General features: G+C 54.1%; 12 protein-coding genes. 1 reads left to right on the plus strand and 11 read right to left on the minus strand.

Annotated features, from left to right (window positions below; translation table 11 throughout):
• Positions 1 to 34: 34 nt before the first annotated feature.
• The 11 genes from A6X21_RS14920 to A6X21_RS14975 form a co-directional block, all read right to left on the minus strand.
• The gene (locus tag A6X21_RS14920; RefSeq protein WP_068849229.1) at positions 35 to 4,591 is read right to left on the minus strand and encodes a hypothetical protein; all 4,557 of its coding nucleotides are present in this window, start codon (positions 4,589 to 4,591) and stop codon (positions 35 to 37) included.
• A gap of 246 nt (positions 4,592 to 4,837) precedes the next feature.
• The gene (locus A6X21_RS14925) at positions 4,838 to 7,150 is read right to left on the minus strand and encodes a hypothetical protein (protein ID WP_068849231.1); all 2,313 of its coding nucleotides are present in this window, start codon (positions 7,148 to 7,150) and stop codon (positions 4,838 to 4,840) included.
• A gap of 78 nt (positions 7,151 to 7,228) precedes the next feature.
• On the minus strand, positions 7,229 to 9,847 hold the full coding sequence (locus tag A6X21_RS14930) for a BatA domain-containing protein (RefSeq protein WP_068849233.1): 2,619 nt from the start codon (positions 9,845 to 9,847) through the stop codon (positions 7,229 to 7,231).
• A 407-nt stretch (positions 9,848 to 10,254) separates the two neighbouring features.
• A complete protein-coding gene (locus A6X21_RS14935) occupies positions 10,255 to 11,205 on the minus strand; it encodes a carbon-nitrogen hydrolase family protein (RefSeq protein ID WP_068849235.1) in 951 nt (316 codons plus the stop codon).
• A 118-nt stretch (positions 11,206 to 11,323) separates the two neighbouring features.
• Positions 11,324 to 12,031, minus strand: a complete 708-nt coding sequence (locus A6X21_RS14940; protein ID WP_068849247.1) for an ABC transporter ATP-binding protein — start codon at positions 12,029 to 12,031, stop codon at positions 11,324 to 11,326.
• Between the two features lie 55 nt (positions 12,032 to 12,086).
• Positions 12,087 to 12,902, minus strand: a complete 816-nt coding sequence (locus tag A6X21_RS14945; RefSeq protein WP_083233633.1) for an ABC transporter ATP-binding protein — start codon at positions 12,900 to 12,902, stop codon at positions 12,087 to 12,089.
• A complete protein-coding gene (locus tag A6X21_RS14950; protein ID WP_068849237.1) occupies positions 12,899 to 14,017 on the minus strand; it encodes a branched-chain amino acid ABC transporter permease in 1,119 nt (372 codons plus the stop codon). The genes A6X21_RS14945 and A6X21_RS14950 overlap by 4 nt, the downstream gene beginning before the upstream one ends.
• Position 14,018: 1 nt before the next feature.
• Positions 14,019 to 14,984, minus strand: a complete 966-nt coding sequence (locus tag A6X21_RS14955) for a branched-chain amino acid ABC transporter permease (protein WP_068849239.1) — start codon at positions 14,982 to 14,984, stop codon at positions 14,019 to 14,021.
• Positions 14,985 to 15,189: 205 nt separating this feature from the next.
• A complete protein-coding gene (locus A6X21_RS14960; protein ID WP_240490277.1) occupies positions 15,190 to 16,377 on the minus strand; it encodes an ABC transporter substrate-binding protein in 1,188 nt (395 codons plus the stop codon).
• 506 nt (positions 16,378 to 16,883) lie between these two features.
• On the minus strand, positions 16,884 to 17,696 hold the full coding sequence (locus A6X21_RS14970) for an inositol monophosphatase family protein (protein WP_068849251.1): 813 nt from the start codon (positions 17,694 to 17,696) through the stop codon (positions 16,884 to 16,886).
• Between the two features lie 52 nt (positions 17,697 to 17,748).
• On the minus strand, positions 17,749 to 18,996 hold the full coding sequence (locus A6X21_RS14975; RefSeq protein ID WP_068849253.1) for a lactate racemase domain-containing protein: 1,248 nt from the start codon (positions 18,994 to 18,996) through the stop codon (positions 17,749 to 17,751).
• 438 nt (positions 18,997 to 19,434) lie between these two features.
• Here A6X21_RS14975 and A6X21_RS14980 point away from each other — a divergent pair.
• Positions 19,435 to 21,603: SNF2-related protein (locus A6X21_RS14980; RefSeq protein ID WP_240490278.1), on the plus strand; the 2,169-nt coding region annotated here is incomplete at its 3' end.

The raw sequence follows: 21,603 nt of genomic DNA on the forward strand, positions 1-21,603 counted from the left end.
TTTCGTGGGATATGTAGAAGATACGTAGAAGTGATCATGGCTTCGGCGCAGGGGTTGGCGCTGGAGGTGCGGGTGTGGCAGATTTTTTCTGAACGCCACGCGTGTAGGCCTCAAATCGCTGGCGATATTGTTCCGGAACCTGTGAACGGCGACTTCCGGCCTGGTCAATATCGCGCTGTGGAACAGCTTTCCCTTGCGCTTCGACTCTCTGCCGAGAAATCCTGGCCGATTCGAGCATCTCTTCAAACTGCCGTTTTCTTAGCAGATCTTCTGGTGTGGGATCTGTCGATTTGGCGGCATTAATCTGCTCGCGCATCCGCTTCGCAAACGATCGCATCTGCTGCTCATTCCAGCCCAGGTCATCCAATAGTTTTTGATCGACCTGGCCACGTTCGAGTTGCCGCTCTAATTGATCGAGCACTAATTCTGCGGCCTCTTTTTCAAATTCAGGATTGGCCTGATTTTGATCGGCCGGTGCATTCGCAGCAGGGCCACTCGCCGCCTGATTCTCGTGGCCTTCTTGACCACCCGCTGCCCCGTTGGGATTGGAGGAATTGTCAGCGGAACCTCGCGGTGTCATCTCACCCCCGGCTCCACCGCCAGTGGCTGACGATGACTGACCAGCAGGCTCGCCAGATGATGCTCCGGAACTGGAAGGCATGCCAGAGGCTGGCGAAGAACCACCTTTCCCACCACCTTTTCCACTGCTCTGGCCAGCCTCGCTCCCTTCACCGCCCTGGCCCTTGCCGCCCTGACCCTTGTCGCCCTGGCCACCTTTTTCACCACTCTGATTGCCTTGATCGTCCTGGCCACCAGCAGCTTCCTCGCCTGGAGGCTTGTTGTCCGGAGTTTTGTTGCCAGAGGGCTTGGACGACGAATTGCCTTCTCCGGATGTCTTTTCCCGACTGTTGCCTGGCGGTGAATTCTCTGGAGCGTTCCCTGTCTTTGAAGCCCCCCCTTTTGCATCGGCCGGGTTGGCAGGTGGTTGACTCCCATTGTTGCCATCTGCCGGTGAGTTCATCCCCGCTGGCTCACCACCTTCTGGATGGTTGTTGCCTCCCGACTTCTGCTGGTTTCCAGCGCCTGGTGCTCCCTTCTCTTTTGCAGTGCCAGTTCCCGGTCTTCCCGCTTCTCCGGGCTTGGCCCGCTCGGAAGACGTATCGTTGCCGCTTCCTTCTGCCATGCCATCCGCACCATCCGGATTAGCAGATGATTGACCAGCCTCACCACTTTCGGCCTGCTGCGATTTCTGATTGGCCTTGGGCGGTTTGCTTGGTTCGCCGCGCATTTTCTCACCACTTCCGGCAGGAACATCCCGAGGATCGGGATTCGGCCGTGCAGCCGGTTGTTGATTGGGAGATTGCTCCAAAGGTTCCCCGGGAGTGTTTGCCTTTTGTGCCTGTCGATCCATACTTCGTTCACCTGCCGACGCATCTTGAGGCTGTTGATCGGACGGAGGCATTTCATCAGAAGATGGTGCAGCAGGGCTCTTGGGTGCATTCTTCGGGCTGGAGGCACCAGGATCTGCCTTGCCAGCAGGTGAATTCTGAGGACGTTCGTTATCGGCCTTCAGGTCTCCCGTCGATCCATCTTCACCGGGACGCCTTTGAGCCTGCATCTCGTCATCCTTGCCTCCCTCTTGAGACTTGCCCTGGAGCTTTTCGCTGGGCTGGCCCATCGATGGATCTGAAGCTTTGTTTTTCTGTCCACCAGGTGGGGATGGATCTGTTCCCGAGGGATTGCCAGCAGGGTCACCCGCACTGGCAGGCTTGTCAGAATTGGGTTTCAAAGATGAATCATCAGGACGAGATCCTTTGCCATTTTTGGCAGATTCACTTCCTGATGCGCCGGGATTATTTGCCGATGAGTTTTCATCACCACCAGAGTCCGATTTCTCTCCATTGGCCGTGGACTGAGATTTTTTTTCATTACCAGACATGGGCTGTGAAGAGTTTTTGCTCTGAGGAGATGAAGGTTTGCCAGTATCTCCTGTCTCCGCGCTTTCAGGACTTGAATCCCCCGGAGGTGGAGATTGGCCGTCAGCCATTCTCTCTTTGGGGCTTGCTGGTTCTTTTGATGCTTGAGGAGCATTCATTTCGCCAGGAGATTTCTGGGACGACACTCCTTGCTGAGAATCATTTCCGGGCGGCTGATTTTCCGCAGAACTTCCCTTCGAAGAGTTTGTGGCGTCTTCGGTCATCGACTCCTTGCTGGAGCCTTCATCTCCTCGTTTGCGATCATCGGATTGACCACCCGATGACGACTTGCCGGGCTCATTGTCGGGTTGAGCCTTCTGTTCCTGACGGGATTCGTTCCCGGATTCCTGTCCTTTAGAATTGGGCTGACGGGATTCCTGACGCGCTTTTTCCAACAATCGTTTCAAGGCTTCCGAATCATCCTCTCCGTTGGGTGATAATCCCTGGTCAGATTTGTTGGAGCCCTGCTGGCCCCTGTTCTGTTGGCCCATATTCTGCGGGCCACTCTCCTGCTGGTTGGACTTCGGCTGACCTGACGAACCAGACCCGCTTTTCGAATCTGCTGAAGCATTTTCAGGAGAAGTCTTCGAGCCTGAGTCATTATTCTGCCGGCGAGACGAATCCTGATTTTCGCCCTTCCGATCGGAAGCTGATTTTCCTTCAGTCCGGTTGTTTTCTGCAGAATCCCCACGTTCCTCACCAGGTTTCCCATTCGCATTGCCGGAACGATCTGAGGGGGGATTGTCGTCACGAGATTGTGAATCATTCGGATTCATCCCTTCGTCCGCACGCTTGTCTTTGGCTCGTGTTGGATCATTGGCATTTTGCCCAGGATTTCCTTCGCCTTCCTGTGGGCGATCGGACATCGCCTCGGGAGCCTGACCCGGATCCTGCTGTGCAGGATCTGCTGGCTGTTCATTTCCTGCCTGGTTCTGGGCCGCCTTTTGCCGGGCCTGTTCTTCGACCTGTTGGGCCTGCTTTTCGGCCTGCTGCCGCTGTTCCTGCTGTTTCTGCGGAGGCAAGACTCCTTGAATTCGAATCAGCCGTGCGTCGGAGCGTGCCGTATTCGGTGTCGGCTGGCGATTATCCTGGACGGTGGCATAGACCTTGAGTTCATCATTCTCCTGCAGTGCAAAACGATCCAGACGTAATGTGGTCTTCGCTGTCTGTTGTGAAACACCACCGGCAGCCAGTTCTTCCCGGGCAATGATCTGCCCCTGTTTTTCGGCAATGAGGGTCATTGGGCCCAGAAGAAAATCAACATCGCGGGCCGTGAACACAAATCCCACCGTCGCATTGGCCGCTGCAGCCACATCATTTTCTGGAAGCACCATCCGGATCTCCGGGGGCTGATCAATCTGCAGGGCAATCGGATAGATGGTTGGTGCAGGGTCGGTTTCTCCCCCTGCTGTGCGAACGATGATCGAGTAGTACCTCGCGTATGTCCCGTCTTCTCGAAGTTGTGGACGATAGTCGGCAGTCAGTTCGCGATTTTGAGACAACCGCACCGGAAGTTCCTCACCCGTAGGCGTCATACCGTCGTCGTCAAAGAAGATCATGGTGGCTGAAGTGACGGGTTGATTCGCCAGTGCCCGGACTTTCACCTCCGAACCGACCCACGCATGAATGGCACCACCTCGGCTGACCTGCTTCTCGATACCTGTATAAGCCGGTGCCTGGATCTCGACTTCTTCCACGTTGGCATGGGGAGGGGTAACAATGCTCACTTGGTAAGTGGCTGAGCGGGCATCGCCGGCTTGAATGTAGTACGAGAATGACTGGGTGAATCCTTCTCCCCGTTCACCAAGCAGTCTAGCTTCAAACCGCGCACCTCCCTGACCCACGGGAGTCATACGGACTGTTTCGTCCACAAACTGCTGATCAGCGGTCGTGAACTTCAACTCAACGAGTTCAGGGATACGCCCTGCCAATTGGGCTTCGACATCGAGCATTGACCCCGCAAGGCGGACTGTTGAGCCAGGGGTCACTTCTCGAATCAATGTTTCGGTGGGAGCATCAATCGACGTGAAGGGAATCATGCGCCATAAGGACGGCCAGATTGGCTTGGGCGACATGACGGCATAGACCGCCAGCAGAACGACCGTCGCCAGCAGTGCACAAGAGACCCAGAGCAGGTGAGTGTGGTCGATGGCTTGCCTGGGCTGCACTTCTTCCAGAGAAACTGCCGCTCGCTTTTGCAAGGCCTTCAAGACTGCCGGCGCGACTGGTCGTCCCGCAGACTGTAGATCCACCAGATTGACCAGATTCCGCCTGAGAGCCGGGACGGCTGTCTCCAGCTCTTTGGCGGCATAAAGTGGACTCACCTTACGCAGCAGGGGATGCAGCAACGCGCGAGTTAACCACCAGCCCAGGCCACTCACGAGAATTGCCAGCCAGATCCACCGGGCCACCATGCTCCAGCCATCGGCAAACAACCACTGGTCAGAAATCACGAATAGGGCACACAGGGCACTGACCCATGCAAAGCTCCCCACGATCGCCGTGGTGAGGTCCGTCGACCGCACCGCCGATTTCACCTCGCCCAACTGATAGGCGACAAATTCGTCAAAGTCGACGAAGGCGGGTGATTCTTCGGATGGTTGAATTGTGGCCATACTGAGCGACCTCTCTGCAGAATTCTACGCACATATTTTGACATAAAGTGCGACAGAATGGCAGTTTGCATTCTGAATTCGTGGTTTCTCAACGAGAACTATCGACCGGAAACGGTTGCGATTGCGGACTTTTCCCCAAATCAACTCTTGTGGTGACGAAATGCTGGCCTGAAAAGTTCCCTCAGACCTCGGGAAATTCTCAATCTGAACTCTTTTTCTCAGGAGTATTTTCTCGGGACATTTTTATCAGGCCCAGCCGTTGGCCTTACGGATCACCCATTCGATTCCCATAGCGATCACAAAGAGGGCGATCATCAGCCAGTGATCCCACAGCCTGACTTGAACGGTCTCTTTGGCCAGTGGATTTTCTCGGGCAATCAACTGATCCAGAAACCCAGACAGCTTTTCAGTCGAAAGCAGTTGACCACTTCCCGCTTCTGCGATTTGTTTGAGATAATCAGGATCGGCGCCCGGACGGTCGAGTTCAATATCACGCGGTGAAACCAGAAATCGGGTCACGGCATCCAACCCGATACTCTCACCGTTGGCTTTGCCCGAAAGCCGTACCCAGTAATCGCCAGACTCTTCAGTTTTCGTCCAGTCGAGCCTGCCGCCGCTGCCTGTGTTCTTTGAACTCGCGGCAGCATCTGTCGAAACCAATGCAGGAACTTTCGTACCCGCAGGATCGATAATCTCCATCTCAAAGCTGACGTCCGTTCGTGGTTGTCCTCCAGGGGCTCGCGCACCATATTCAATGCCAACGGCTGCCCCGAGAGGTGCGTTCCGAGGTTCCACCTTCACCCACAACGGAGCTTCGGTATCGTCTTCTCGACGAGCCAGCCACAGTATCGCCTGTCGCCAGAATTGCTGATGGGCTTTGGCAGCTCCACCCAGCACCCACAAGTAGGATGAATCTCCTGCAAACGAAAGCACACGGGCTTTGCCAATCTCGCTGGCAAACAGCAGACCTTCGCCATTAGGTGCAGCAGCCCAGACTTCAACCAGAGGATTCCTTGGAACCAGCCGATTGGCTCCTTCCAAAGGAGCCAGAGCTTTCCAGCGATCGATGAGCGGCCCGGTGCCATCCAGTTGCAGCACATAGCGACGAAGCCCAGTTTCAGTGGGAATGAATGGCGTTGGCCCTTCTAAACTGGATGAGTCTTTCGAATTACCACCCGGATTGGCAGAGGCCGACATGACAGGCACGAGATCTGTCAGATCCGATTCTTCCCATCGCCCCGCCGAGTAATTTCGGTTGCCGCCAATGGTCATGAGGCCGGCCCCCGCCTGAACTCGTTCCGCGAGAGCCTTGATGTTCGATTCCCCCAGTTCATCAATGGTGACATCGCCAAGGATATAGACATTGTAGCGGTCAGGTTCGAACCACGAGGCATCGAGCACGACGGGCGATTGACCGCGACTTTGACGAATTTCGGCAAAGTCCATCTGTAATTGCGACGCACCGCTCGCCATTTTGAGAAACTTCGGTTCCCAGCGTAAACGATCAATCACAGCCACCCGCAGGCCGCCTGCTTTGATAGTGATGATCGTTTCGAGGCGATTGTTTCGAGTCAGCAGTTCTCCTTCGGAGGTTTGAACTTCAGCCGCGAGTTTGAATTCTCCTGCCTGATTGGGCAGAAAGGACAATTCAACAGGAATGATCTGATCATCTTCCGTAGGCGTGATGGTTGCTTGAGGAACAACGCCACCTGTGGCCAGCACAGGTTCTAACGGCCCGGATTTTCCCAGTGGGACATCACTTCGATTCTCGAGCAATAGACGAACAGTCGTGGTGCGCCCACGCGCTCCAATGGCCCGCACACGGACGGTGACCGGAACGCGATTCTTTTCAAAGACGATCGGGTCCACTCGCAGATCAGCCAGTGTCCAGTCCAATCCCTGGCCAGTAATACTGCTCGCTCCATAAGCAATTCCGTAAATCGGAATCCCTTCTTCACCAAATGCCTGTGCAATCGATAAGGGGTCGAGAGGTTTGGGAGACAAGCTGCGCTGGGCACCATCGGAAAGGAGAAAGACAGCCGAGGTCGAACGATTCCGCGATTCTCGAAGGGCACCCTGAAGGGCCTCGCCAAAGAGTGTCTGCTGACCATCTGCCACAGGATTTTCAGTCGTTGGAGGACTCAGCTTGTCCGAGAAATCGAAGATTCGAACCTGAGACGGTTTTGATTTTGTCTTTTCAAATGCCTTCTGAATGGCCTGCGAGTCTGACAACGCCCCTTCGAGTCGGCTGCGTGCGGCAGGCAGATCCTGTGTAGTCATACTGCGGCTGACATCACGCAGAATCAGCACCTGCTCATCGGGAGCGGCAGACGATTCCCAGACCAGTTCGGGACGAAACAGGCCTGCAATCAACACCAGGGCCGCTAAAAGTCGCAATCCTCTTGTCGTGCGAATTCGAGAGGGGAGTTGCTGAAAGAAATGATGCGGATAAGCCTTCCAGACCATCCACAGTAACGCCAGCGATAAAGTGATCGCAAAGAAATATCCACCCACTGGCTGGAAGGTGATCTCCTGAAATTTCATCTCTTCAATCGTCATGGATGCCCCCCGTCAAAGGCACACAGGGGCATCAGGGCATTGGCATGCCGATTTGAAGCGAACGAAATTGCGCAAAAGTCAGTTGGCATGAACTGCTCCTTCCGGACGGGGAGCAGTGGGGATCGTGTTTCTGGTGAGTGCCGCGGCCTGTGGAGCATAGAACCAGTTGGCCAGAAGATGTTCTGTCACAAATCCGATCACAAGCAGCAAGAGAACAAGAGCGTAAACTTCCTGTCCGATCCTGCCCGAAAGGACAGCTCGCTCTAAGGTCTCCAGCTCGCGATGCACCAGAACACGATCTGTTCCAAAAACCTGTTCAATATTCTCTTGGCTCATACGCTCAAGATTGGATTCAGCATCGCGAACACGAACCCCGAGAGGAATCATCGCTGCCGGGTCGGCTTTGGGCTGAACGAGATAAATTCCCGGTTGATTGGCAATGGTCGCGGGAATGCTCAGCCGGGTCGAAGATTCGGCATCGAGGGCTTGCTGACGTTCATCCGGAGTGCGCACCAGCCACTGGGGCGGTAACACCTGATCTGAGGGAAAGATCAGTTGAATGGGATCACCCAGCACAAAGTTGAATCGGCGTGCCTGTCGCTGTGACAGGTAATCGACAGAAGCATCTGCGAGAGCCACAAACGCCCAGCTTCTGGGCAGGTCGTTCCAGTCGGGAAGGCTCCAGGATGTCATCCACTGCTGAACGATCCCTTTTCCCACACGTCGTTCTAAAAGTGCAGGGGATTTTCGTTCGTCAAGAAAGCGTGCCAGCACAATGGCATCGTCGACCGGGTTGACTGTCCAGTATCGGTTCACGACCTGTGACTCCCACTCTTCGAGTGCCCCGAATTCAACCAATGGAGCCATGAAGCCATGAGATCGATTGGGAAACTCCCACACCTGGCCTGGTCGGAAGGAGAGTGAAGCCTTGAGTCTGGCTGGAAGAATGGCCAGAGCATCAGGATTCTCGTAGGTCAGCGGATCGATTGAAGTTGGTGAATTCACCACTCCCTTGGATGGGTGGCCATTGGTCAGTACCAGGCCGCCGCCTCCTTCGACGAACCCGCGAAGCAACTTCCAGTCTTCTGCTGTTGGTCTTGGCAGGTTCATCAGAAATACGACGTCATAAGACTTCAGGTCTGTAGCAGCCAGGCTGGATGCCGGTATCCAGGTGGGGACTGTCGTCGCTTTTCCTACACGAGTCAGTTCAGCGGGAGCCAACGCTTCCATGAGGAGTCGGCTATCCGCCCGATTCGCTGAGACCACGAGCACTTTAGGCGGTTTTGCAGTTGTCAGTGCGATGGGAAGGCTGTTATCGAATGCCAGGGGATCGTCACCAATCAGCCGTAAATAACCGCTCGAAGGGCCGGAGGGTAAGTTACTGGCAGTGAACTGTACTGTATGTCGTCCACCTCTGGGCACCGTTTCCAAACCGACCCGTTTGGTATTGCCCACACGGGGGTCACCCAGCACCAGTTCGATCGAAACGTCATCATTCGTGGTGATGGGTGCTGCATTTCCAGGTTCTGCCGTGTTCTGAGCCCGTGGGGCAGAACTTTCTAAAGGTTTGGGTGCCAGGGCCAGATCCGATTCAACGGTGGCTTCAATGACGACCTCGCCATTTTCTGCAATCGTTTCCTGGCTGAGCTTGAGGCCGTAGATCCGGTTGTTTGAAGGCTTCAATTCGCCTACATCAATAATGTAGATGCTGACATCCTTGAGCTTTTCCAGTTCGCTCAGTAATCCCGCGTCGGCTGCCCCATGCCATTGATGTCTGGCAAGGTCTGTGAACAGATAGACTTCACGCACAAATCGATCGGTTGCTCCACCTTCAGCTTCGAGCAGTTTTGTACGATCATTCTCCTGCAACGAAAGTGCCAGTCGAATGGAGTCTTCGAGTGGACGTTCTTCGTAACGGGTGGTGAATTGCTGAATTCGCTGGTGAGCCGTATTTCGATCCGCAAGAAAAGTAGGTTTGGCAGGTTGCATCCCATCGATCAGCGCCAGACGACTTCCGGCTGGAAGTTTGCCCCATTGGCTTGTTGCCATGCTTTGTGCAACTTCCAGCCGGGTTTTGCCCTGATTTCTGTATTGCATGCTGGGTGATGTGTCGAAGATGAAGACCGCAGCCACCGGAAGTTCGAGATTCGCCCGAGACGATGGCTTCGACCAGTCGGCCATGATTCGTGTTTGATAAGGCCAGATGAGAAACAGCACCAGCGCGAAACCTGCAGCGATAGAGACCAGTGGAATCAGCAGCGACCGAAGTTTCGAGGTCTGCTGTTGAATGGCAGCAGCCGGCCCTCCTGAGGTGAAGTTGTTCGAGAAACGATCGGTCTTCGGAAGTTGCTGGCGTTGGCGGTACAGAAAGATTTCAAAGGCCGTGTAGATTCCACCGCCAACCAGCACAATCGCCAGTAGCCGGAGCCATTCACCGCTGGTCAATTGATAATTGGCTGCCGGTAAAGTCGGGCGGGCAATGGCGATGACGATGGCACCGATGACGAGCATGCGCAGCAGCATCAACAGCCAATGCTGCAGATTCAATCGCCGTGAAACCTTGGCCTGAGATTGCTGGAGCAGTCTTAAAGCCGGGAAGGGGGTTCGCTTGGGCTTCTGCCTCATCAGCAGATGAATTACGACTGGTAACACGACCAGCGCCAACCCCGCCAGAATCAATGGATGCAGAAATGTCATCAGGCGGCTGTCCTTCCAGCGAAGATCCCATTCTTCACGAGCCAGAGGCCACGATCTATGACAACATCACGATGGCGTTCAATCACCAAAGCACAATTCACAAAATGACCACTTCCGATGAGGGTTTCATATCGCATACTTACAATTCTGACCCAGCATCTCTTGTTCGACTGTAGGGTGCAAGAAGTTCCTACGGATTGCACCATCTTCTCGGGGCAGTCACTTTCAGTCAGTCATTCTCAGCCGACCACGGATTCTCACTTCGACCATATTTTCTAAAAAGTGCTGTCCACTATTCAACGCCCGAGACAGAACTCGTCCTGAACAGTGTACGTAAGCTCGTTGCGGGATACGAGTAGAGATCTCGAATTGACTTCCGATGGTGAATAGTAATTCGCCTGCTTTGCTCAATCGATCTTGTTTACCGGGGCTGGCCGACCGCCGGCTCGGGGCAGATTGTGCGGTATAGCCAAAGCGGCATAAAGCTCCGGGCGACGGTCTGCCACTCGATTCACTTCGCTTTCGCCCGCAGTCCGAATGAGATGTTTGGTTCGAGAGAGCTTCGTATCGATGGTGGCGTACAGAATGACTTCCGATTGATCGTCGGCCGCTGTCATTTCATGCCCCAAAGGAGAACAAATGCGACTTTGTCCAATGAAGCGGACATCCCGCTCGATTCCTACGCGACTGCTCGAGGCAAAGAAGACGGTGCTCTCCATGGAACGCATCTGGCAGGCGTGGGCGGCAAAAACCTGAGCCGTTGTCGGCCAGTTGGTTGGCAAAAGAATCAGATCAGCTCCCTCGATGGCCAGGACGCGGGATGGTTCCGGGAATCCGCCGTCGTAGCAGATCAATAGTCCGATCCGCACTCCTTCGATCTCAAAAACGCTTAGTGGTCCGGCACCATACGAGGTGAAACGATCTGCACCAATAAAAGGGAGATGAGTCTTGCGATACGTGTGAATGACTCCATGTGGCCCGATAGCGACAGCGGTGTTGTAGACAGGGAGTTCATCGATCCCGGCAGTCTGCGATTCGATTTCGAGTTGACCGTAGATTGCATAGACGCGAAGTTCTGCACAAGCCGCCTGGAGCTTCTGATACCAGGGATTGACGATCGGTTCCGCCAGTTTTCGCGTCTCTTCCAGCGAACTCGTGCAGTACCCCGAAAGCGCACACTCGGGAAAAACAATCAGTCTGGCTCCGTGGCTCGCTGCTTCCCGGAGATAACCGAGCATTCGCTCGCAGTTGTGAGCCGGTTCGGCAATCGACACATCCATCTGCACAATGGCCAGTTCGATTCGAGGAAATGCTTTTCCTTCGACAAACGAATCAGAAACAACCGAACTGGCAGTCATGGTTAAACTCCTGAGGGAATCTTCTTCATGGCAAGCCTAACAATTATTCCCACAGATGGGCATGAAAACGAAGTCGCTCAGTCTTGTACTTCGCTCGAATTCGCCGGGAGAAGACAAACTAATGGCCGCCCAGGTAGGCTTTGCGAATGTCGTCGCTGTTTGCCAGCTCTGCGGCAGGCCCGGACATTTCAATTTTTCCTACCTCGAGCACATAGGCTCGATGAGCCACCTGCAGTGCCAGGTTGGCGTTCTGCTCGACCAGCAGGATGGTCGTCCCTCCCGCATTGATTTTACGAATCACCTGGAAAATCAGTTGTACGATCTGCGGTGCCAGGCCCAGTGATGGTTCATCGAGCATGAGCAGTTTGGGCCGAGCGAGGAGGGCTCTGGCAATGGCCACCATCTGCTGTTCGCCACCAGATAATGTTCCCGCCAGTTGCCACAAGCGCTCTTTGACGCGTGGGAACAATTCGAGGGCATGCTCGTAATCCTGGCGAATCTCATGCGTATCTTTTCGGCAATACGCACCCAGCCGCAGATTTTCTTCGACTGTCAAGTTGGCAAAGATCCCGCGACCCTCCGGCACATGAATCAATCGATTCGCGGCAATCGCATGAGGCGACTTGGAGGCAATGGGTTTTCCTTCAAACAGGATCTGGCCTTCCTGTGGAGATAAAAGCCCGGAGATTGTCCGCAATGTGGTGGATTTGCCGGCGCCATTCCCGCCAATCAACGTGACGATCTCGCCGGGCTCGACTTTGAGTGAAATTCCGCGAAGTGCCCGTATCGAACCATACGAGACCGACAGATTTTCGATGTCCAGCAAAGCCATAAGGTCATTTCCGCGATAGATCGAATTCGAGTTCCCGGCAGGAGCGAGCTTAAGCGTCGTCAGCAATAGCCCCCAGGTAGGCCGCAATCACCTTTTCATCGTTTTGCACTGTCTGTGGTGTGCCTTCGCAGATCGTGACACCATGATCGAGCACTACAATTCTCTCGCAGATATCCATCACGAGTTGCATGTCGTGTTCGATCAATAAAATCGCCACTTCAAATCGATCGCGAATCTGCCGGATGGACTGCGCCAGGGCCAGCTTTTCCTGAGGATTCAGCCCGGCTGCAGGTTCATCCAGTAAGAGTACTGAGGGTTTTGTGGCTAATGCGCGAATGATTTCCAGCCGACGCTGATGTCCATAACTGAGGTTCTGTGCCAGATCTTCCGCACGATCCTGAAGATCGAAGATCTCCAGCAGATCCATGGCCTGTGCTTTCAAAGCCGCTTCCTGCTCTCGATAGCCGTTCGTTCGCAAAAATGTTGAGACCAGCTTGGGGCGAATACGAATCTGGCCGGCCAGCCGCACGTTGTCGAGAATGCTCAGGTTCGGGAACAGGCGAATATTCTGGAAAGTTCGTGCAATCCCGGCGGCAGTGACCTCATGGGGTTTGCAACCGAGCAGATTTTTCCCGTTCAGCGATAATGAGCCTGTCTGGGGTTGATAGATCCCTGTGAGCAGATTGAACACAGTTGTCTTGCCAGCACCGTTAGGGCCAATGAGGCCATAGAGCCCTGCGCTGGGTAACGTCAGATTGAAATTTTGAACAGCCTTCAGACCACCAAAAGAAATCCCCAGATCTTTGACTTCGAGCAAAGTCTGTTGAGCAGCACCGGCGGATCGATGTTCGAGAACCTGGTTCATTGGGCCTCCTCCCGTGGACTTTTCTTCCACGGCAGAGTTTTCCACGAGCGGGGAAAGAAATCCCAGATCTCGTGAATTCCAAACAATCCCTGCGGGCGGCTCAGCATCATGAAAATCAGCAGGGCGGCATAGATGATGATCCGGTATCGCTCGAAGTCTCGCAGAACTTCGGGTAACCCGGAAAGGAGAATCGCCGCGAGCATCACACCCGTGATCGATCCTCGCCCACCCAGCACCGTCATGATCACATAATCAAAGGATCGCTGAAAACCGGCATCCTTGGGCGAAATGATCACGCCACTTTCATGAGCCAGTAGCCCGCCGCCGACACCTGCAAAAAAAGCAGCCGTAATAAACGCCAGTAACTTCTGTCTCGACGTATTGATTCCCATGGCTTGTGCCGCAATTTCATCTTCACGGACAGAAAGCATGGCACGGCCAAAGCTTGACCGCTTGAGGCGATAGGCAAAGATCACTGTGATTGCCAGAAATGCATAGACCCAGAAGAGTGTGGTGTATTTGGGAATACCATCAAACCCGATCGCGCCACCCACAGGAACTGTGGCAAAGGTCGTCAGTGGGGCATTACGAACGATTTCTGCATTATCCACCACTTTGCCTGTCTGTTGCAGCAAAACACGCAGAATCTCACCGAAACCGAGCGTCACAATTGCGAGGTAATCTCCCCGAAGTCGCAGCGAAGGAAGCCCCACCACGAACCCGGCAATCGAAGCTGTGATTCCGCCGCACAGGCAGGCAATGACGAACATCCATTCGCCACTTCCCAAAAAAGAACCATGCTTGGCGGCTGTCCCCCAGATCAGGAGTGAACTGTAGAAGGTGATGGATCCTGCCGTGTAAGCTCCGATCGTCATGAAGCCTGCATGACCAATCGAAAACTGTCCGGTCATGCCGTTTACGATATTCAGTGAGACTGCCAGAATCATAGCAATCCCTGCATCGATCACGAGCCGGGAATAGTAGGGGCCGACTGTCGAGGGAAGCAAAAACTGAATCCCAACCGCAAGGGCGATCCCGACAAGAATGGGAGCGGCACTCTTGAGGATATTCACACCATGCGAAGTGGGTTCGATTAAGACATCGGATGCAGACATGTTAAACTTTTTCCCGCACGGGTGATCCCAGGAGCCCCGTGGGCTTGATGAGCAGAATCAAAATCAACAACGAGAAGACATAGACATCGCGATAGTTTGACGAGATGTAATACGCCCCGAACTGTTCGACGAAGGCAATGATAAAGCCACCGAGGACCGCTCCTCGAATATTCCCAATCCCGCCGACCACTGCCGCCACAAACGCCTTCAGCCCGAGCAGTACCCAGACGCTATGAGCCGGCTGGTTCATACTGGGGAACTTCAGCACATACAGAAATCCAGCCGCTCCAGCGAGAGCTGATCCCAGCATGAAAGTCAGCGAGATGGCACGATCGACAGGAATCCCCATCAGCGCGGCAAAATCGGTATTGAACGAGACGGCTCGCAGTGCCGTGCCAAACTTGGTCCGAAAGATCAGGAGTTCCAAAGCCAGCATCAAAAGGCCAGAGACGGCGAAGATGATGCAGTCAATCAGTGGCAAGACCACATATCGAATCGATTCACCTTGTCCAAATTGGATTGGAAGTTCCCAGTTGGGCAGCAAAGCGGGCATCTTCTGAGGGCTGGCCCCAAACACAAAGTCGAGCTGCCCGACGTTCTGCAGCAGGAGAGAGACGCCGATGGCTGTGATCAGCACATTCAACCGGGGGGCTCGGCGTAAGGGTCGATAGGCCAGTCGTTCAATGAGAAAACCAGCCAGGCTGCAGAGCAGTAGAACTGCCACAAAAATTCCAGCGGTCATCCAGATGGGCGGAGGTGTCGCAGGATTATGTGCATCCAACCCCACCAGAGGGAGTGCCCGGATGGCAAACGAATAGCTCAGCCAGGCACCCAGTACCACAATATCGCTGTGTGCAAAATTGATGAATTTAAGCACACCATAAACCATGGTGTAGCCCAGTGCGATCAGGGCATACAAGCTGCCAATCGCGAGGGCTGTCATTAATGTCTGTAGAAAGTCTGCCATGGAACTCTGTTACGAGGAAGTCAGAAGAATTCGAGAGTATTGATCATCTCTCATGGTGAGCATCCCCATGCTTTCACCACTCAGCCATTTCAAGAATCTGTGAACCCAGGGCATTTTGTGAACTCAGGTTATTGTGTGAGCCCTGGCATTGATAGAACTGAAGTCTCACAGAGCGGAATTCACAGGGTGGGCTGTCGCTTTTGAGTTACTCGCCGGGAGCAATTGTGGCGACATAACGGGGAGTTCCATCCTTCATTTCGAGGATGACGGCCGGCTTCACCGGGTTACGATTGGCATCCATCGAAATCACACCCGTCACACCCTCGAAGCCAGTCGTCTTGGCCAACTCAGCGGCAATATCCTTGCCACTCAAAGAGGGAGCAGTTTTCATCGCAGTGAAAAGAATGCGGGCCGCATCATAACCCAGGGCCGCCAGACCATCTGGTGTCTCCTGATACTTCCCCTGATAAAGCTTAATGAAGTTCTGCACGCGGGGACTGGGGTCTTCATGCGAATAATGGTTGGAATAGTAACAACCATTTAATGCATCCCCGGCAATCTGCCCCAGCTTGGCGGAATCCCAGCCATCTCCACCCAGCATCGGGACTTTGAGTCCCAGCTTTCTGGCCTGCAGGGCGATATTCCCGACATCGGTGTAGTAACCTGGGATAAAAATCACTTCAGGTTCACTGGCTCGAATGGATGTCAGTTGTGCTGAAAAATCCTGATCACCCGCCTGATATGCCTGCTTGGAAACAATTGTCCCTCCACCGGCAGTAAAGGCTTTTTCGAACTCTTCCTGCAAACCGACCGAGTAGGGCGCTGTCTGATCGCAAAGAATGGCAGCTTTTGTGGCTTTGATCTTGTCGTTTTCCCTGGCGAACTTGGCACAGACCGATCCCTGGAAAGGATCAATAAAGCAGACCCGATAAATCATGTCTCCCACTTGTGTGACTTTTGGATTCGTCGAAGAAGGGGAGATCATGGGGACGCCGTTCTCCTGGCAGATCGGGGCAGCGGCCAGCGAAAGTCCCGAAGCCACTTCACCCAGAACTGCCGTGACCTGATCTCTGGTTACGAGTCTGGTCACTGCGGAACCGGCTTCGCGGGGATCGCCTTTGTCATCATAAGTAATGAGGCGAACTTTCTTACCGTTCACCCCACCGGCGGCATTCACCTCTTCAATCGCCAGTTGAATTCCGCGATCGGTGGAAATGCCGAAAGTCGCTTCGGACCCTGTAATCGAGCCAAAATGGCCGATCACGATTTCATCTGTCGATGCGACACGCGACTGGCACCCCAGTGACATCAGGCTCGTCGCGGCAACCAGAAAGATCCCCACGACCTTCGAGAGACGCAAAAACTGACGAAGAGAGATTGTTCTTTTCGTCAAGCGGGTTGGCGTCTTGTCCCTGGTGAGGGGAATGCACGATTCAGAGTCTGAAGTGGCAAAGCAGGTTGGCATTGTCAGTCTCATAGCTTTTGCTGGCAATAACCGCAGCGCGTGGCCTTGCACAGCTTTCGTGAACGACTTCTCGTCGGATTCAGCGAATATACAGCGATGAGGACTGAATACAACCTGTGAGCTGATTACATTTTCTGTGCAGCAGAGATTTATTTTCTGACAGAGGGCCGACTTTCACTTTTGCCCGGTCATACATCAATATCTGATGATCTCAAAAGATGGATTCGGCGTGGTATTCGTAAAGGGGATCGCGTCACTCGAACAGAGATCTGGTTCAGTTCCCGAGTCATCCGCTGGCAAGCTGGTGACGGCAATGGTCATGCCGAACCTGTTGTTCTGGGCAAGACGACTGTGTGGGGCACACCAGCCAGGTGAGCTGAATGAGAGGCGTGTCAGACCGGCTCGGCAGCACCGTGGTGAGTTGCCGGAATTGCTTAGGACTTGTTGAGAATCCGCAGAACTTCGTCTTTCAGTTTGCCAGTGACGGAAATCCCGTTCTTGCCATAGATTGTGGGTACACCTTTCCAGTCCACGAAGTGACCACCAGCCTCCTGCAGAATCGGCACGAGAGCGGCGGCATCCCACGGATTCAGAGCCGGATCAACCATTAGGTCGGCTCGACCAGTGGCGACGAGTACATGGCCGTAGCAATCTCCCCACCCGCGGGAAAGTTTGCAACGTTCAAGAATCTCGGTGTAGGCCTCCCACTTACCGATCTTCTGCCACCGCTGCATGTTTGTCGTCAGGAACGTGCACTCTTCGATCGTGCTGACTTGAGAAACATGAACCCGTCGCGGTGGCTGATCGCCAATTTTCCAGTATGTGCCGTTACCTTCCGAGGCATAGACGACTTCATTCAATGCGGGAAAGCCGCAGACGCCCATGACGCAATGGCGATGTTCGCCTTCAATCACTTCGAGACCAATCAAAGTGCCGAAGAGCGGCACCCCATGCACAAAAGATTTGGTTCCATCGACTGGATCGAGGATCCATCGAAAGGCCGATTGGCCTGGCTTTTCGGGGAACTCTTCGCCCAGCACACCATCCTCAGGGAAGGCGACATCGAGTCGTTCGCGGATCAGTTTTTCGGCACCGCGATCCGCTTCTGTTACGGGAGAAAAGTCGGTCTTCTCTTCCACTTCTAAAGAAGAATGCTGGTAGAAGCTCATAATCAGCTGGCGAGCTTCTTCGTAAACCGCGAGGGCGAAATCAAGTCGTGAAGCCAGATCTGCGTTGGTGTAGGCCATAAAAGCAGTTTCAATAAACAGATGATGAAAAAACTGGATCGCTGAGGAACACTCAGACCTCATTGAGGCGGTACAGGTGCTCGCCCGATTTGCGGACGAGGAGCACACCTTCGTCTTCGCGGTTAGCAAACGATTCGATGTCAATGGTTGCCGGATCTCGGTATCCCAGATTGATCCGATGACAGATCTCTTCCGGAATTCCTGATGCCAGTGTGACTTTCACGCGTGGCTTTTCAATACCATCAGAAAATGTTCCCGTCCCACGCACATGGGTCGAGTGAGCCAGGATGCCCCACGGGTAATGCTTGAATCGATCCCACTGCTTCACAAAATAATCGCGAACATGGTAGCCAACTTCTTCAATCAGCTTGCCATGTGTCACTGAGACTTCATGCATGTGTGGGGCATAGATGATCAGTTCTCCACCATCTGCCACGACGGGCTCCATTTTATACATGCATTTGCCCGCGACCCAGAGTTCGTCGTACATCGGGGGAGCGCACGAAAGGACCGTGTGGAAAGGCTGATCAAATCGTTTAATGTGAGCTTTCCCGGAAATGGCACAAGCCTCACTCCAGGCAGATTCCGGTGTGCCATAAAACAGTCCATAGAGGCTGGCATCGGCAGCGACCACGAATTTAATCGCTCGCCTCTTCTGGCGGATCATACTGGCCGATAGATCGACCACTCGTCGAACCGGAGTATCTTTTACACCAATGATTCCCACATTGGTGATCAGTGCCCCCAGCCAGTGAAAAAAGTTGAGAATGTCCGGGCCACCAATTCCCGGGAAAAAGTATTTGTTTCCACCCGAAAAACCCACAACTTCGTGGGGAAATACCGGGCCCAGGACCAGCAGTACGTCGTAATCATCAATTCGTGAATTGATTTGCACGGGGACATCGAGGCTGAGCCGGCCATCTGTGATTTCAGCCGTCTGCTGTGATGTCAGCACGCCGAGGGTGGTTAATCGGTCGGGGTTATCCCACTCATGGTTAAAAAATCGAGTTTGGAAAAAAAGCTTTTCACGTTCTTCGGGTGCGATGCCCAGCAGCTTGCAGATCTGCTGCTCTGACATCGGGGGATGAGTTCCCAGGGCAATCAGCACATCCAGATTCTGCACCACCGGCCGGAGTCGATCAAATAATGCTCCAAAAAGCAGGGGCAGGGGAGCTGTTCGAGTGGCATCCGGGACAATCAGCAAGACTTTCTGATCACGAAAGTCTTCCAGCGGCACTTGCGTATGAAACCACTGGCGCACTTCATCGGCAGACAATGTGGAAAGTGATTCAGCAGCCATGCCATCCACTTCAGAAATGGTCTTGTGTCGTTCTGGGTTGATATGCCAGTGATGTCGCGAGCCACTGGCATGATTGTGCAGAGTGTAATCCCTGAAAGTGATTTTGGCGAATCGAGGCGTGAGGATTGTTGGAGCCAAGCTTCTTTCCGGATTGAGGTGTTCTTGAATCTGCAGGTCGTACAGACCATTTTTCCCTGAAGACCAGCGACTCATGGATCTTCAGTAGTCAATTGCGCTGCTTTTGATTACCGTGGATCGCTGCGCAAACTTTTTCGCTGGTTTTGGTCAGGGGCCAGACTTGTGGAAAACTTTTGCGAGCGTATGAACCCATTTTTCACTTAATTGCAGAGACGATTCGGCTGGGGTTAGTCGGTCTGTGGCCTGCCAGTCGGGCGACTGTCACCATCCGATTGATCCAGTGGAGTCAGGGAAGCCTCTATGACATTGTCGGATTTGCTGGAAAGCAAGTTTCGAGGAGATATCCGTTTTCGCGGAGCGGCCTACATTCAAGCGGAACGTGTTGCCATCAACCGCATCACTGAAGATCAGATCTTTGGTGCTGTGCGAGATGGCGTCGAATTCGTGACGCAACTGATGCGGGACGAAGGTCAACTCAAAATGAGTTGTACCTGCATGGCTGGTAAGCCCAATCCCACCGGGCAGGCGTCTTGCAAGCACGTCTGGGCCACGATTCTTCTTGCCGAGAAGCAGGGAGTGATCTCCTCAGGAGTCAAACCCGGTTTCATCCCGGCATTCATTACCGAAGACGAGCCACTTGATCTGCCGGATGAAGACTGGCTGGATGACGAACTCGAGGCCACACCTTCGAGAAAACTCTCGCTTTCCAAATCCACGGCTGTCGCTGAACGCCCGACACCAGTTTCAGCTCCGGCCCGTGAATGGGAAACGCGCCTCAAAGAATTAAGAACCGCCATGCAGGATGGCGCCGGCAGCTATGCGGTTTCTGCCCCGGGCAAAGAGCGCGAAGTCGTTTACGAAGTTGACCCCGCCGCCAGTGAGGAAGCCGAATGTCTCATTCTGCAAACTTCCCAGCGGCAACGACGGGCGAGTGGTCAGTGGGGAAAACTGAAACCACTCAAGCTCCGCCCAGGTCGTCTCGAAGAGATTGAAGACGAAGAAGACCGCAGGATCCTCGCGCACCTGGTCGGCGGCACTCCTGATCGTTCCAGCACCACCGGGATGATCGGTGAAATGCAGGCTGCCGCATGGCGCTACCGTGTTCCTCACGATCTGACAGAACTCCTCTTGCCGCAGATTTGTGCCACAGGACGAATTCGGTTTACAGATCCTGAAGAGCGGATGACTGAGCCATTGGTCTGGGATGGTGGAGAACCTTGGGAGTTATGCCTGGCTCTGGAATTTGATCAGGGGCAGGATGTCTGGAAGCTGCGAGGTTTTTTGCGCCGCGGGGAAGAATCTCGCGGGCTGGAAACCGCACAGATGCTCACACCCGGTGGGCTGGTGATCCTCGATCATCGCATTTCGCTGTTCAATGATTTTGGTGCTTACGCCTGGGTGAAGCTCTTGAAGTCTGGCCAGCCTCTGGAGGTTCCCGCTGGTGAAGAGCACGATCTCGTCGATCGTCTTCACGATATGCCGGCTCTGCCAAGACTGGAACTTCCCGACGAATTGAAGCTGGAGGAAGTGCGGCTCTCGCCTCAGCCATTGCTGCTGGTTCACTCACCAGGCAAGAGTAAATGGCATCATGAACGGTTGAAAGCGGATGTGATCTTTGAATACGAAGATGCCACTGTTCGCGGGTCGAGTGTTCAATGGGCGATCGTTCAAAGATCTGCCAGACGATACGTCGTTCGAGACCGCGATCTGGAAGATACCTACTGGTCGGCACTTCAGGATGTGGGTGTACGCCGCTTGATCGATGCCCGCCGCGGACCTCACGATGTGGAAATCACGGCCCGAGATCTGGGCCCGGCTGTTCGTAAGCTGATCGGTCAAGGCTGGGAAGTTCGCGCTGACGGCAAACAGGTCCGTCAGCCTGGTGAACTGAAATTCCAGGTCAAATCGGGGATCGACTGGTTTGAACTGCATGCCGATATTGATTTTGGTGGCAGTCGGGTCTCATTCCCTGAGTTGCTCTCGGCGCTGGCGCGAGGCGACAGCACGGTTTATCTCGACGATGGTTCACTCGGGATTCTTCCGGAAGAGTGGGTGCATCGCTACGGACTCATGGGTGGCCTGGGTGTTCTGGAAGGCGATCATCTGAAGTTTGGTGCAGCGCAGGTTGGTCTGCTCGATGCGTTGCTGCTGGACCAGGGAAGTGTCGATTACGACGCCAAATTCGCCCAGGTTCGCGAGAGGCTGGCCAACTTTAACGGTGTTCAAGCCGCTCGTAAGCCTCAAGGTTTTCAAGGTGAGTTGCGTGGTTACCAGTTAGAGGGTGTCGGCTGGTTACAGTTTCTCGATGAATTCCAGTTCGGTGGCTGTCTGGCCGACGACATGGGTCTGGGGAAAACCATCCAGATGCTCGCATTTCTGGAAGAGCGCCGGCATTCGAAAGGCCGCTGGGGATTGATCTCGGCTCGTTCGATATCTGGGAACAGCGTCTGTCCCGACGGTTCGGGGCAG

Source organism: Planctopirus hydrillae (assembly GCF_001707835.1).
Lineage (GTDB): Bacteria > Planctomycetota > Planctomycetia > Planctomycetales > Planctomycetaceae > Planctopirus > Planctopirus hydrillae.